Raw genomic sequence first — 13,724 nt, 5'->3', positions numbered from 1 at the left:
GGTGGTGGTCGGCGGGGCAGTCGGGCCCAAGGGGGTTGTCGCGAGGATGAAGATGACCGACCAGCAGCGCAGCGGCCGGCAGCGGCGCCGTCCGCTGCCGCACCTGCGCGCGGCGGCCGGGGCCGCCGTGCTCGCCGCCGCCCTGACCGGGCTGGCCGGCTGCTCGGACGGCCCCGGCGGCTCGTCCGACCAGCGGTCGAGCACCCCCGACCAGCTCTCCGGCGACCCGGTGACGGCCGTCCGCAGCGCCGCCGACATCACCGGCCGGACGGGCTCCGCGCACACCGCCACCGAGCTGGTGACGGAGTCGGCCGAGAAGAAGGCCGTCTTCACCGGCACCGGCGGCTACGACTACGTGAAGCGGATCGGCCGGCTGGAGGTGGCGGTGCCGCCGGGCGCGGCGACCACCGGGAAGATCGTCGAGGTGGTCCTGCCCGGCACCGTCTATCTGCAGAACAGCGGGGCCAAGGTGCCCGAGGGCAAGTGGGTCAAGCTGGACGTGCGCCAGCTGCCCGACGGCAACCTCGTCAGCAGCGGTGCCACCGACCCGGCCTCCGCCGCGGGCGCGCTGCGCGGGGCGCAGAAGGCGGACCTGGTCGGTACCGAGACGGTCGGCGGGGTGGCGCTCAAGCACTACCGCGGCGTTCTCGACCTGTCGAAGGCGGCCGACGCGACCGGTGGCCGGGGCGGGGACGGCCTGCGGATGGCGGCCCAGACCTTCACCGTCCGGGACGTCCCGTACGACGCCTGGCTGGACGACCAGGGCCGGCTGCACAAGGTGGTCGAGGTGTTCACCTTCGCCGGGGTCGCGGGTTCCAAGGAGGCGAAGGACCAGGTGAAGGTGACCTCGACGACCTCCCTGACGGACTTCGGCAAGCCGGTGGAGGCGGCCGAGCCGCCCACCGCGGACATCTTCGCGACGAAGCCCACGGAGAGCCCGAAGTAGCGGCCGGGGGCGAGGAGGGCTCGGGGAGGGGCGCCGCCGGACCGGGTGGGTGTCCGGCGCCTGGCGCCCACCCGTTTCGGCGGCGCCGAGATGGCCCGTCCGTGCCATGTGGACGGGCTCCGAAGTGCCTAGGCTGGATGTCGGGTGGCTGCCGCCCGGGCTGGCGAGGCGCTGAAGGGGTGGTGCAGGTGGTGTCGTCCACGGGCGGCCGCAGCGGCGGCCACGACGACGCGGCCCTCGACGAGATCGAGCTGGCCGGCGAGCTGATGATCGCCGCGACGGCCAGCGCCGGCGAGCGGCTGCCGACCGAGCGGATCGACGAGGTGCTGCTCGACCGGCCCGACGGCGGTTCGGCCGCCGGGCCCCCGGCCGAGCGGGACGACTAGAGACGGCTGAAAACGGCCAGGGCCGACCGCAACGGGACGGCCGGAGCGACCGGCGCTCGGCCCGGTGTCAGCTGCGCAGCAGCCGGGCGATCGCGGCGGTGGCCTCCGCCACCTTGGCGTCCAGCTCCGCCCCGCCCTCCTCGGCGGCCGCGGCGACGCAGTGCCGCAGGTGCTCCTCCAGCAGCGAGAGCGCGAAGGACTGCAGCGCCTTGGTGCCGGCCGAGACCTGGGTGAGCACGTCGATGCAGTAGACGTCCTCGTCGACCATGCGCTGCAGACCGCGGATCTGGCCCTCGATCCGGCGCAGACGCTTGAGGTGGGCGTCCTTCTGCGCGCTGTACCCGTGCGGCCCGTGGTGACCGGCCGCCGCGGGGGCCGCGGCCTCGGCGGTGTGGTCGGCCGGCGGCTCGCTCCCGTGCGCGTGGTCCGGCTCGGTTCGCGCTTGCGTCGTGGTCATCGGCCCGCCTTCTCCTGAGTGCCTGGGTGGCTGCGTCGGCCTCCAGTGTCCAACACCCGGGCCGGTCACGGTGTTCCTCCGGCGGGCCCGACGGGCCCGGAGCGGCAGGCCGGACGGTTCCCCCGTACGGGCGGCGCCCCGGTTCTTCCGCGCGCACGACGGGGGCAATCCGGGCGAGGTTCCGTCAGACTGGGGGCTCACGTCCGCACATGGCTGTGCGGGCCGGTTCCACTGGTGCGGCAGCCAAACGGAAGGGGAGGTTCCGCCTCCCCCACCACCACCCCGTTTGCGCAATTGCGCCTGGTTGCACCTAGCATCGTTCAGTCCCTACCCCGCACATCGGAGATTTCCGTGCGTTTTAGCCTGACCCCGAAGGAGACGAGCTTCTACGACATGTTCGCCGCCGCAGCGGAGAACCTCGTCGTCGGATCAAAGCTTCTGCTGGAACTGCTGGGAGCAGACGTGTCGGCTCGTGCGGAGATCGTCGAGCGCATGCGCGCCGCCGAACACGCCGGGGACGACACCACCCATGCGGTCTTCCACCAGCTGAACTCGTCCTTCATCACGCCCTTCGACCGCGAGGACATCTACAGCCTCGCCTCGTCGCTGGACGACATCATGGACTTCATGGAGGAGGCCGTCGACCTGGTCGTGCTGTACGACATCCAGACCCTCCCCAAGGGCATCGAGCAGCAGATCGAGGTCCTGGCCCGCGCCGCCGAGCTCACCGCCGAGGCGATGCCGAACCTGCGCAGCATGTCCAACCTGACCGAGTACTGGATCGAGGTCAACCGGCTCGAGAACCAGGCCGACCAGATCCACCGCAAGCTGCTCGCCCACCTCTTCTCCGGTCAGTACGACGCCATCGAGGTGCTCAAGCTGAAGCAGGTCGTGGACGTCCTTGAGGAGGCGGCGGACGCGTTCGAGCACGTCGCCAACACGGTGGAGACCATCGCCGTCAAGGAGTCCTGACCCTCGTGGACACGGCAGCACTCATCGCCGTCATCGGCGTTGCGTTCTTCTTCACCTACACCAACGGCTTCCACGACTCGGCGAACGCCATCGCCACGTCGGTCTCCACCCGGGCGCTGACCCCGCGGGCCGCGCTCGCGATGGCCGCCGTCATGAACCTGGCCGGCGCCTTCCTCGGCAGCGGCGTGGCGCACACCGTCTCGCAGGGCATCATCGCGACCCCGGTCGGCAACCAGGGGATGGCGATCCTGTTCGCCGCCCTGGTCGGCGCGATCGCCTGGAACCTCGTCACCTGGTACTTCGGTCTCCCCTCCTCCTCCTCGCACGCGCTGTTCGGCGGCATGGTGGGCGCGGCGATGGCCGGCGGGACCGAGGTGATCTGGAACGGCGTCCTGGAGAAGATCGTCATCCCGATGATCGTCTCCCCGATCGTCGGCCTGATCGGCGGCTTCCTGGTGATGCTGGCGATCCTCTGGATCTTCCGGCGGGCCAACCCGCACAAGGCCAAGCGCAACTTCCGGGTCGCCCAGACCGCGTCGGCCGCCGCCATGGCCCTCGCGCACGGCCTCCAGGACGCCCAGAAGACCATGGGCATCGTGGTGATGGCCCTCACCATCTCGGGCCACCACGACTCCGACGGCATCCCGGTCTGGGTCAAGATCTCCTGCGCCACCATGCTCTCGCTGGGCACCTACGCGGGTGGCTGGCGGATCATGCGGACCCTCGGCCGCAAGATCATCGAGCTGGACCCGCCGCAGGGCTTCGCGGCCGAGGCCACCGCCGCGACCGTCATGTACGTCACCTCGTTCGTCTTCAAGGCGCCGATCTCCACCACGCACGTGATCACCTCGGCGATCATGGGCGCGGGGGCCACCAAGCGGATCCGCGCGGTGCGCTGGGGCGTGGCGAAGAACATCGTGCTCGGCTGGTTCATCACGATGCCGGCGGCCGCCGTCGTCGCGGCGCTGATGTACTGGTTCGTCCACCTGTTCTGGGGCTGACGCCCCGCAGAACCGACAGGGCCCGCCCCCACATCTCGGGGGCGGGCCCTGTCCCGTACTTCGCGGCGGCACCGCCATGCAGCACCGCGAAGCAGTCGCTGCTCCTAGCCGAAGCGGCCGGAGATGTAGTCCTCGGTCGCCTGGGCCGACGGGTTGGAGAAGATCCGCTGGGTGTCGTCCAGCTCGACCAGCTTGCCCGGCTGGCCGACGCCGGCCAGGTTGAAGAAGGCGGTGCGGTCGCTGACGCGGGCCGCCTGCTGCATGTTGTGGGTCACGATGACGATGGTGAACTCCGACTTCAGCTCGCCGATCAGGTCCTCGATGGCGAGGGTGGAGATCGGGTCGAGCGCGGAGCAGGGCTCGTCCATCAGCAGGACCTGCGGCTCGACCGCGATGGCGCGGGCGATGCAGAGGCGCTGCTGCTGGCCGCCGGAGAGGCCGGCGCCCGGCTTGTTCAGCCGGTCCTTGACCTCGTTCCACAGGTTGGCACCCTTGAGGGACTTCTCCACCACGCCGTCCAGGGTGGACTTCTTGCGCACACCCGCGAGCTTCAGCCCGGCGACCACGTTGTCGTAGATCGACATGGTCGGGAACGGGTTCGGGCGCTGGAAGACCATCCCGACCGAACGGCGGACGGCTACCGGGTCGACGCTGGCGCCGTACAGGTTCTCGTCGTCCAGGAGCACCTTGCCCTCGACGCGGGCGCCGGGGATCACCTCGTGCATCCGGTTGAGGGTGCGCAGGAAGGTCGACTTGCCGCAGCCGGAGGGGCCGATGAAGGCCGTCACCGAGCGGGGCTCGATGCTCATCGAGATGTCCTCGATGGCCTTGGTGGTGCCGTAGTAGGCGGACAGTCCGCTGACGTCGATGCGCTTGGCCATGATCGTTGCTTCTCTCGTCTGTCTTCGTACGTCAGTCGGTCGCTCAGTGTCCGCCCTTGGGCGAGCGCCAGCGTGCGATGCCCCGGGCGATGAGGTTGAGCCCCATCACGAAGGCGATCAGCACCAGCGCGGCGCCCCAGGCGCGGGCGTAGCCGAAGTCGTTGTTGACCATCGAGTACTGCTGCCAGATGTACATCGGCAGGGACTGCTGCGGTCCGTCGAACGGGTTGCTGTTGATGTAGTCGGCGCCGAAGACCAGCATCATCACCGGGGCGGTCTCGCCCGTGATGCGGGCGACCGAGAGCATCACGCCGGTGGTGATGCCGCCGATCGCGGTGGGGAGGACGATCCGCAGGATGGTCTTCCACTTCGGCACGCCGAGCGCGTACGAGGCCTCGCGCAGCTCGTTCGGGACGAGCTTGAGCATCTCCTCGGTGGAGCGGACCACGACCGGCATCATCAGGATCGCCAGCGCGAGGCTGCCCGAGAAGCCCGAGTAGTTGAAGCCGAGGGCGAGGTTCCAGAGCGAGAGGATGAACAGACCGGCGACGATCGACGGGATGCCCGTCATGACGTCGACGAAGAAGGTGACCACCTTGGCGAGCCTGCCGCGGCCGTACTCGACCAGGTAGACGGCGGTCAGCAGACCCACCGGGGCGGCCATCGCGGTGGCCAGGCCGACCTGCTCCAGCGTGCCGATCAGCGCGTGGTAGATACCACCGCCGGCGCCGGCGGAGCGGACGCCCTTCATCGAGTGGCTCAGGAAGTTGCCGTTCACCACGCCGACGCCCTGCTGGACCGTGTAGACGGTCAGGGCGACGAGCGGGACGACAGCCAGGATGAAGGCGACCCAGATCACCGAGGTGGCGAACCGGTCCTTGGCCTGGCGGCGGCCCTCGATCCGGGCCGAGAGCCCGTAGCTGATCAGCAGGAACAGCGTGGCCGAGATCAGGCCCCACTGCAGGTGGCTGGCCAGGCCGCCGAGCGCGCCGATCGCGCAGCCGAGCGCGATGGAGCCGCCGGCGACGGCGGCCGGGGTCCACTTGGGCAGCCGGTTGGCGGTCAGCGGCCGGCTGACCGGCCGGGTGTCCGCCGGGACGGACGTGGTCGCGGCACTCATGCGTTGGCCCCCGAGTACTCCTTGCGGCGGGCGACGATCAGCCGCGCGGCACCGTTCACCAGCAGGGTGATGACGAACAGGACAAGGCCGGAGGCCATCAGCGCGTCGCGGCCGGTATCGCCGGCCTCGTTGAACTTCAGCGCGATGTTCTGGGCGAAGGTGCCGCCGCCCGGGTCGAGCAGGTGCAGCGACAGCACGCTGTTGGACGAGAGCACGATCGCCACCGCGATGGTCTCGCCGAGCGCGCGGCCGAGGCCGAGCATCGAGGCCGAGATGATGCCGGGGCGGCCGAACGGCAGCACCGCGGTGCGGATCATCTCCCAGCGGGTCGCGCCGAGCGCGAGCGCCGCCTCCTCGTGCATCCGCGGCACCTGCCGGAAGACCTCGCGGCTGACCGCAGTGATGATCGGAAGAATCATGATGGCCAGCAGGATGCCGACGGTGAACAGGTTGCGCGGGGTGGTGCCGGCCCTGGACTGGTCGAAGATGTACGTCCAGCCGAGGTAGTCGTTCAGCCAGCTGGTCAGCCCGTCCAGGTGCGGCACCAGGAACAGCGTGCCCCAGAGGCCGTACACGATGCTGGGGACGGCGGCGAGCAGGTCCACCAGGTAGGCGAACGGCTGGGCGATCCGGCGCGGCGCGTAGTGCGAGATGAACAGCGCGATCCCGATGGCCACCGGAACGGCGATCGCCATGGCGATGACCGCGCTGACGATGGTGCCGAACGCGAGGACGGCGATGCCGAAGACGGGCTTCGGGGCGTCCGGCGTCCACTCGAAGGTGGTGAGGAAGTTGCCCTCGTTCTTGCTCAGGGCGATGCCCGAGCGCCAGGCCAGGAAGCCCGCGATGGCGGCCATGATGACCAGCAGCAGGATGCCCGACCCACGAGCGGCGTTCATGAAGATCTTGTCGCCGACCCGGCTGTCACGCTTGCGGCGTTCCCTGCCTCGTGGGGCGGCAGGGGAGGATGAAGTCATTGGTCTACTCCGGTCTGGTGGTGCTGCCCCGAGGGGGCGGCACCCTGGCGGCGGTGCCCCGGACGTGCTTCTTCGTCAGTGCTTCCCGGTGGGCGGCCCCGGCCCCCCTCGTTCACGGGGCCGCCCCACCGGGAGGTCCTACTGGATCAGGCCAGCGTCGGGATGACGGCGTTGACCTTGTCCGTCAGCTCCTTGGGGAGCGGCACGTAGCCCGTGTCGCCGATGGCCTTCTGGCCCGCGTCGCTGGCGGCGTAGGTCAGGAAGGCCTTGACGGTGTCGAGGGTGTCGGCCTTGTTGCCCTTGTCGCAGACGATCTCGTAGGTGACCAGGACCAGCGGGTACGAGCCCTCGTCCTTGGTCGCGTAGTCGAGGGTCAGCGCCAGGTCGCTGCCGGTTCCGGCGACCTTCGCCTTGGCGAAGGTGTTGGCGGCGTTGGCGGCGGTGGCCTCGACCGGCTTGGAGGCGCCGGTGGCGATGGAGGCGCTCTTCAGGTTGTTGGTCTGCGCGTAGGAGAGCTCGGCGTAGCTGATCGAGTTCTTGACCTGCTTCACCTGCGCCGAGACACCGGCGGACTCCTTGGCCGACTGGCCGCCCTTGCCCGCCCAGGCCTTGGCGGGCGGGTACGACCAGGCGCCACCGGAGGTCTTGGCGAAGTACTTGGTCAGGTTCTCCGTGGTGCCGGAGTCGTCCGCGCGGTGGAAGGCCTGGATGTCGGCGTCCGGCAGCTTGGCGCCCGGGTTCAGGGCGACGATCGCCGGGTCGTTCCACTTGGTGATCTGCGAGTCGAAGATCTTGGCGGCGGTCGGACCGTCCAGGACCAGGTTGTCGACGCCATCGATGTTGTAGACGAGCGAGATCAGGCCACCGACCAGCGGCAGGTCGATGCCCTGGCCACCGGTGCAGACCGCCTTGGTGGCGTCGACCTCGGCCGGCTTCAGGGCCGAGTCCGAACCGGCGAACTGGACCTTGCCCTGGGTGAACTGCTGGACACCCGTGCCCGAGCCGCCGCCGCCGTAGTTGATGGTGGTGCCGGAGCAGGCGGCGCCGAAGTTGGTCTTCCAGACGTCCATCGCGTTGCCCTGGGCGGTGGAGCCCGAGGCGAGCAGCGCACCCGGCTTGCCACAGTTGATCGCCGCAGCCGACGAGGCGCCGCTGGAGCCACCGGACGCCTTGGTGTCGTTGTTGTTGTCCGAGCCGCAGGCGGCGAGCGACAGCGAGCTGACGAGCGCCATGGCACCGATGGCGAGGGCCTTGGAGCGGCCGTTCCGCTGGAGCTTCACTGGGGTGTCCCTTTCTGTGGCATTGCCCGTCGCGCGGGCCGTCCGAGGACGGGGGAGCGCGGGTTTTGCTGTGGTCCGGGGCCCGTTCGGCCCTCCGGTAAACCCGAAGTTAGGCCGGGTAGGTGACACGACAGCCGGTCAGAAGTGAACGGGGAGTGAACCTCGAACGGATGACAGGAAACTACGTCAGGTAGTAACGGTTGCGTCACGGCAAGGGCGCGGAGAGATCACTTCCACCGTTCCTTCACCGCGCCCGGGTCGGCCGCCCGCACCGGCTTCTCCGTCAGGATCTCCAACAGCGCGTCGACCAGCAACCGGTCGCGCTCGTGGGTCAGCCGGGTACGTGCCTTGCCCGCCGGCAGCCACTCCAGCCGGTCCACCTCGCGGTTCGGGCGGAACGCCCCGGCGGACGGTACCGCCGCCCAGTACCGGACCTCCTTGGGCCGGCCCTGCGCCAGATAGTGCTGGGCCGGCAGCTCCGGCCCCAGCAGGCAGTCGAACCCGGTCTCCTCCCGCACCTCGCGCAGCGCCGCCTCGACCACCCCCTCACCGGGGTCGAGCTTCCCCTTCGGCAGGCTCCAGTCGTCGTACTTGGGCCGGTGGATCACCGCGATCCGCGGCCGCCCGAGCCGGCCGCTCTTCTTCGGCCGGCCCGGCAGCCACAGCACCGCGCCCGCCGCCAGGACGACCCTCCCCCGCGCGGCACCGGACCCGTTCGCGCCCGGGCCGCGCCCGGCGGGGGCGCTCGTACGGGTTCCGCCCGTGCCGGGGCCGTCGGCCTGCTCGGTGCTCAGGCGGTTGCGCAATTCAGGCCATCCGTGGTGCGGGGGTCTGCCCCCAGCCCTCGGCAGGGGGGATCTCCAGCCAGCCGTCCGGGCCGGGTGGGAGCTCGGGCCACCGGCGGCCGAAGGCGTACCGCGCCGCCTCCACCTCCAGTCGCTGATCAGCATGCACCACGCCGAGCACATAGGCGGTCGCCGGGGTGATCCGCGGTGTCCGCGCCGCGGTGGCCGCGGTGACCGCCGCGTCCGCCGCCTCCTGGTGCCGGCCGAGCACCTCGTCCAGCTCGTCCAGCTCGACGGACGGCCGACCGCACACCTCCAGCGCGTACCGGGCCCGTTTCACCAGGATCCGCACCCGGAGCCACGGCGCGTCGTCCGCCGCCAGCGCCGCGTCCGCGTCGACCGCGCCCCTGACCGCCGGCGCTTCCGGTCCTGCGCCGGGGAGCGCGGGCTGCACCGTGCCGAGCCGGCGCAGTCCGTCCCCGCCGTACGGCCTCGCGGCCCGCCGCAGCGGCAGCTGCTGGGCGCCGACCGTCAGCGCCGTGAACGCGGCCGCGGCCTGCGGCAGCAGCACCGTCCCCGCCCGGCCGCCCGCCGACTCCAGCAGCGGGGCCTCGCCGACCAGCAGCGTCATCCGGTCCGCCAGCGCGTGCAGCCGGGCCGACCGCAGCTCCTGCAGCACCGTCGAGTGCGCCCTGGTCCGGGCCAGGGTCAGCTGGCGGTCCAGCAGCGCCCGGGCCTTCGGCGCCCCGGCGTGTCCGGCGAGCATCCCGGGCCCGTCCGGCTCCGTCCCGTTCAGTGAGTCCAGCGCGCCCAGCAGCCGGGCCGAGCGGCGGACGTACCCCGGTTCCAGCGCCAGCAGATTGAGCAGCCAGCGCAGCTCGGTGCGCGACTCGTGCGCCCAGGCCTGCTCGAAGCTCCCGCCGAAGGTGTGCAGCAGCCCCCCGATCCGCCGCACCGCCCGCAGCAGGTCGGCCGTACCGGCGGACGGGACGGCGACCGCCCCCGGTCTGGCGCCGACCTCGCCCACCGCGAGCGGCAGCGCGCGCAGGAACGCGCCGGCCTGGGCGGTGAGATGGCTGGAGAGGATGTCCCCGGCGGTCGCGGTGGAGGCCGCCTGGGCCGTCATCGGCGCATCGGTCATGACTAGGTAGATCCCCGTTCCCCCGGGGCCGTCCCCCGGGGCTGGTGGCCGACCGCTGCGGCGGGTCCCGACCGCTCAGCGGCTCGCGTCAGTGGGTCGTCGCGTCAGTGGGTCATCGCGTCGTCGGGTCGTGGGCGGGGACCCGCGGTCAGCGGGCGGCAGCGGCCCGGCGGCGCTGGCGGGAGTCGATCAGCAGGTCCTGGACGTGCCGCAGCGGCTTCCCGTCGGCGGCCTGGGAGCGTCTGGTCCAGGTGCCGTCCGGCCCGAGGTGCCAGGACTCCGTCTCGTCCGACACCCCGAGGTCGATCAGCCCGGACAGCTCGGCCCGGTGCGCCGGATCGGTGATCCGCAGCAGGGCCTCGATCCGGCGGTCCAGATTGCGGTGCATCATGTCGGCGCTGCCGATCCACACCTCCGGATCGCCGCTGTTGCCGAACACGAAGATCCGCGAGTGCTCCAGGAAGCGGCCCAGGATGCTGCGCACCCGGATGTTCTCGCTCAGCCCCGGCACCCCCGGGCGGATCGCGCAGATCCCGCGCACCCAGACGTCCACCGGCACTCCGGCCTGCGAGGCCCGGTACAGCGCGTCGATCACGGCCTCGTCGACGATCGAGTTGACCTTGAGCTTCACGTACGCCGGGCGGCCGTCCCGGTGGTGGGCGATCTCGTTGTGGATCCGCGCGACCAGCCCGTCGCGCAGGCCGCGCGGCGCCGTCAGCAGCCGCCGGTACGACTCGCGGCGCGAGTAGCCGGAGAGCCGGTTGAAGAGGTCCGAGAGGTCCGCGCCGACCTGCGGGTCCGAGGTCAGCAGCCCGATGTCCTCGTACAGCCGGGCCGTCTTCGGGTGGTAGTTGCCGGTGCCCACGTGCGAGTAGCGGCGCAGGGTGTCGCCCTCCTGGCGGACCACCAGCGACAGCTTGCAGTGCGTCTTCAGCCCGACCAGGCCGTAGACGACGTGGCAGCCGGCCTCCTCCAGCTTGCGGGCCCACTTGATGTTGGCCTGCTCGTCGAAGCGCGCCTTGATCTCGACCAGCACGAGGACCTGCTTGCCGGACTCCGCCGCGTCGATCAGCGCGTCCACGATCGGCGAGTCACCGGAGGTCCGGTACAGCGTCTGCTTGATCGCCAGGACGTCCGGGTCGCCGGCCGCCTGCTCCAGGAACGCCTGCACCGAGGTGGAGAAGCTGTCGTACGGGTGGTGCAGCAGCACGTCCCGCTCGCGCATCGCGGCGAAGATGTCCGGCTGGGAGGCCGACTCCACGTCGGTCAGGCCACGGGCGGTGCCCGCCACGAACTTCGGGTACTTCAGCTCGGGCCGGTCCAGGTCGGCGATGCCGAACAGGCCGGTCAGGTCGAGCGGGCCGGGCAGCGGGAAGACCTCGGCCTCGGTGATGTTCAGCTCCCGCACCAGCAGGTCCAGGATGTAGGGGTCGATCGACTCCTCGACCTCCAGCCGCACCGGCGGGCCGAAGCGCCGCCGCATCAGCTCCTTCTCCAGGGCCTTGAGGATGTTCTCGGTGTCGTCCTCCTCGACCTCGAGGTCCTCGTTGCGGGTCACCCGGAAGGCGTGGTGCGCGAGCACCTCCATGCCGGGGAAGAGCTCCTCCAGGTGCGCCCCCATGACGTCCTCCAGCGGGACGTACCGCTGCGGGGAGGCCTCCAGGAAGCGGGCGAGGGACTGCGGCACCTTCACCCGGGCGAAGTGCTTGTGCCCGGAGACCGGGTTGCGCACGACGACCGCGAGGTTGAGCGAGAGCCCCGATATGTACGGGAAGGGGTGCGCCGGGTCCACCGCCAGCGGGGTGAGCACGGGGAAGATCTTCTGCCGGAAGAGGGTGTGCAGGCGGGCCTGCTCCTTCTCCGCCAGCTCGGCCCAGCGGACCAGCTCGATGCCCTCGGCGGCGAGGTCCGGCAGGACCTCCTGCTGGAAGGCGGCGGCGTGCCGCGCCATCAGCTCACGGGAGCGGGTCCAGATCAGGTCCAGCACCTCGCGCGGCTGAAGGCCGGACGCGCTGCGCTGGGCGACGCCGGTGGCGATCCGGCGCTTCAGGCCGGCCACCCGGACCATGAAGAACTCGTCCAGGTTGCTCGCGAATATCGCGAGGAACTTGGTCCGCTCCAGCAGCGGGATCTCCGGGTCCTCGGCCAGCTCCAGGACGCGCTCGTTGAAGGCCAGCCAACTGCGCTCGCGGTCCAGGAAGCGGCCCTGCGGCAGTTCGTCGAAGTCCTGCTCGTCCGCGGCCGGCAACTCCGGCGGTATCGCGAGCGCGCTGGACATCCGGGCCGGCGGGGGCAGCGGTGCAGAGACAGGGCGGGGGATGCTCATGGGCTCCAGCTCCTCCAGCAGGACGGCGTCCGGACGCGAGTTGCTCTGCGGGCCGTCGTCCTCGCCCAGCGCCAACGCCCACCCGCCCGGCGCGGTCCGTACAGGACCGGCCAGCGGATGTCGGCCGACGCTGCACGAGCGAGACACCACGGACTTCATCCTGTGATCTTCGCGGCAGCAATTGAATCCACGGTAAACACCGCATGGCCAGGAGGAAAGCTGAGTCGGTCGGGGCCGGTCCGACGGTGCCGAACCGTTGCCCCGGGCCCATCCCTCCGCTATGCCGTCCTGTCCTCGCGGTACTGGGCGCGGTACATCAGGTCCACCTCGTGAACGGTGAACCCCAGTCGTTCATATACCCGCACAGCGGCCGGATTGTCCGCGTCGACGTACAGCAGTACGGTTTCCAGCCCCCGCTCGGCCGGGCCGCCGCCGGTCAGATGACGCAGACCGGCCGCGGTCAGCGCCCGGCCGAGACCGCTGCCCTGCTCCGTCGGGTCCACCCCGACCACGTACACCTCGCCGAGGGCCGGCTCGGTGGCGGTCGCCGGGTGCACCTTGGTCCAGTGGAAACCCACCGCCCTGCCGTCCCGGGTGGCGAGGAAGAAGCCCGCCGGGTCGAACCACGACTCGGCCAGCCGGTCGGCGAGGTCCTGCCCGGTCCAGGCGCCCTGCTCCGGGTGGTGGGCGAAGGCCAGCGCGTTCAGCCGCAGCCACTCGGCGTCGTCCTCGCCGGGCCGGAACGTACGGAGCTCGATGCCGTCCGGGAGCGGCACGGCCTCGGTCTGTGGACCGGTCCGGCGCATCTGCCGCAGCTCGCGGACCAGCTCGGCACCGTAGCGCTCGGCGAGATGGCGGGCCGCCGGATGGCCGCCGTGCACCCAGAAGTCGACGAAGTCACGGCCGGCGCCATGGGCCTCGGCGAGCACGGCGTCCACCAGGTGACGGCCGAAGCCGTTCCCCCGGGCAGCCGGAGCCACCACCAGCTCGGCCGACGGATTGGCGTCCGCGCCCTGCCCCTGCGGAACCTCCAGTTGCCCGTACCCGACGACGGCCCGGCCGCCGGCGTCCGGACCGCTCGCGTGCTGGACGAGGTGGACCACCCCCGGCCGGGCCGTCTCCGAGGAGCGCAACCGCAGCCGTCCCTGCTCGGACACCGCCGCCCGGCCGTCCGCCGACTGCGCGTCCGCCAGGACGCCGAGCGCGCCGTCGCGCCGGTCCGGTCGCAGCACCTCGTGCGCGACGACCACACCCTCGCCGGCCGCCGACGTTCCGCTTCCGTTTCCGCTGTAGAGCCGTTCCTGCCGAGCGTCCTGATCGTCCATGGCTCTGACCATACGTCAAGGGGTAAACGCAAAGAACCCCCACCCGGAATCGGGTGGGGGTTCTCTGGAATAATTGTTCGGCGGCGTCCTACTCTCCCACAGGGTCCCCCCTGCAGTACCATCGGCG

Annotated in this window: 13 protein-coding genes; 4 read left to right on the top strand and 9 right to left on the bottom strand. The window is 71.1% G+C overall.

The window, feature by feature from the left end:
• Positions 1-52 precede the first annotated feature (52 nt).
• The gene (locus AB0P06_RS30175; RefSeq protein WP_363612872.1) at positions 53-946 is read left to right on the top strand and encodes a hypothetical protein; all 894 of its coding nucleotides are present in this window, start codon (positions 53-55) and stop codon (positions 944-946) included.
• A gap of 188 nt (positions 947-1,134) precedes the next feature.
• On the top strand, positions 1,135-1,332 hold the full coding sequence (locus AB0P06_RS30170) for a hypothetical protein (RefSeq protein WP_363612870.1): 198 nt from the start codon (positions 1,135-1,137) through the stop codon (positions 1,330-1,332).
• A 67-nt stretch (positions 1,333-1,399) separates the two neighbouring features.
• On the opposite strand, the gene AB0P06_RS30165 is transcribed toward AB0P06_RS30170, so the two are convergent.
• A complete protein-coding gene (locus AB0P06_RS30165) occupies positions 1,400-1,789 on the bottom strand; it encodes a metal-sensitive transcriptional regulator (protein WP_363612868.1) in 390 nt (129 codons plus the stop codon).
• A 351-nt stretch (positions 1,790-2,140) separates the two neighbouring features.
• On the opposite strand from AB0P06_RS30165, the gene AB0P06_RS30160 reads away from it, so the two are divergent.
• Together AB0P06_RS30160 and AB0P06_RS30155 are read left to right on the top strand one after the other, a co-directional pair.
• Positions 2,141-2,761, top strand: a complete 621-nt coding sequence (locus AB0P06_RS30160) for a DUF47 family protein (protein WP_363612866.1) — start codon at positions 2,141-2,143, stop codon at positions 2,759-2,761.
• A gap of 5 nt (positions 2,762-2,766) precedes the next feature.
• A complete protein-coding gene (locus AB0P06_RS30155) occupies positions 2,767-3,762 on the top strand; it encodes an inorganic phosphate transporter (protein WP_363612864.1) in 996 nt (331 codons plus the stop codon).
• Positions 3,763-3,866: 104 nt separating this feature from the next.
• Here the strand turns inward: AB0P06_RS30155 and pstB are convergent, their stop codons facing one another.
• The 8 genes from pstB to mshD all read right to left on the bottom strand — a co-directional run bounded on the left by pstB (position 3,867) and on the right by mshD (position 13,597).
• Positions 3,867-4,643: a phosphate ABC transporter ATP-binding protein PstB gene (gene pstB / locus AB0P06_RS30150; protein WP_363612862.1), complete on the bottom strand. Its 777-nt coding sequence runs from the start codon at positions 4,641-4,643 to the stop codon at positions 3,867-3,869.
• 43 nt (positions 4,644-4,686) lie between these two features.
• Positions 4,687-5,763, bottom strand: a complete 1,077-nt coding sequence (pstA, locus tag AB0P06_RS30145) for a phosphate ABC transporter permease PstA (RefSeq protein WP_363612860.1) — start codon at positions 5,761-5,763, stop codon at positions 4,687-4,689.
• Positions 5,760-6,740 (bottom strand): phosphate ABC transporter permease subunit PstC, encoded by a 981-nt coding sequence (pstC, locus tag AB0P06_RS30140; protein ID WP_363612858.1) that lies wholly within the window; start codon positions 6,738-6,740, stop codon positions 5,760-5,762. The genes pstA and pstC overlap by 4 nt, the downstream gene beginning before the upstream one ends.
• Positions 6,741-6,886: 146 nt before the next feature.
• Positions 6,887-8,020 carry a phosphate ABC transporter substrate-binding protein PstS gene (pstS, locus tag AB0P06_RS30135; protein ID WP_363612856.1) on the bottom strand — a complete coding sequence of 378 codons (1,134 nt, stop codon included), beginning with the start codon at positions 8,018-8,020 and terminating at the stop codon, positions 6,887-6,889.
• Positions 8,021-8,247: 227 nt separating this feature from the next.
• On the bottom strand, positions 8,248-8,688 hold the full coding sequence (locus tag AB0P06_RS30130) for an NUDIX hydrolase (protein WP_363612936.1): 441 nt from the start codon (positions 8,686-8,688) through the stop codon (positions 8,248-8,250).
• Positions 8,689-8,827: 139 nt separating this feature from the next.
• Entirely contained in the window at positions 8,828-9,946 is a 1,119-nt protein-coding gene (locus AB0P06_RS30125) for a CHAD domain-containing protein (RefSeq protein ID WP_363612854.1), read from the bottom strand.
• 148 nt (positions 9,947-10,094) lie between these two features.
• Complete coding sequence (locus tag AB0P06_RS30120) at positions 10,095-12,272, bottom strand: RNA degradosome polyphosphate kinase (RefSeq protein WP_363612934.1); 2,178 nt, start codon at positions 12,270-12,272, stop codon at positions 10,095-10,097.
• A gap of 278 nt (positions 12,273-12,550) precedes the next feature.
• Positions 12,551-13,597, bottom strand: coding sequence for a mycothiol synthase (gene mshD, locus AB0P06_RS30115; RefSeq protein WP_363612852.1), 1,047 nt, complete (start codon positions 13,595-13,597; stop codon positions 12,551-12,553).
• Positions 13,598-13,724 lie beyond the last annotated feature (127 nt).

Source organism: Kitasatospora sp. NPDC088351, assembly GCF_040685575.1.
GTDB lineage: Bacteria > Actinomycetota > Actinomycetes > Streptomycetales > Streptomycetaceae > Kitasatospora.
The sequence above is the reverse complement of the archived record's forward strand: the minus strand, read 5'-3'. Positions and strand labels throughout refer to the sequence as shown.

What these genes read in the sequence shown, in the direction of transcription:
- AB0P06_RS30165 (WP_363612868.1), bottom strand. Translation starts at nt 1,789, where the DNA reads ATGACCACGACGCAAGCGCGAACCGAGCCGGACCACGCGCACGGGAGC.
- pstB (WP_363612862.1), bottom strand. Translation starts at nt 4,643, where the DNA reads ATGGCCAAGCGCATCGACGTCAGCGGACTGTCCGCCTACTACGGCACC.
- pstC (WP_363612858.1), bottom strand. Translation starts at nt 6,740, where the DNA reads ATGACTTCATCCTCCCCTGCCGCCCCACGAGGCAGGGAACGCCGCAAG.
- AB0P06_RS30175 (WP_363612872.1), top strand. Translation starts at nt 53, where the DNA reads ATGACCGACCAGCAGCGCAGCGGCCGGCAGCGGCGCCGTCCGCTGCCG.
- AB0P06_RS30125 (WP_363612854.1), bottom strand. Translation starts at nt 9,946, where the DNA reads ATGACCGATGCGCCGATGACGGCCCAGGCGGCCTCCACCGCGACCGCC.
- mshD (WP_363612852.1), bottom strand. Translation starts at nt 13,597, where the DNA reads ATGGACGATCAGGACGCTCGGCAGGAACGGCTCTACAGCGGAAACGGA.
- AB0P06_RS30120 (WP_363612934.1), bottom strand. Translation starts at nt 12,272, where the DNA reads ATGAGCATCCCCCGCCCTGTCTCTGCACCGCTGCCCCCGCCGGCCCGG.
- pstA (WP_363612860.1), bottom strand. Translation starts at nt 5,763, where the DNA reads ATGAGTGCCGCGACCACGTCCGTCCCGGCGGACACCCGGCCGGTCAGC.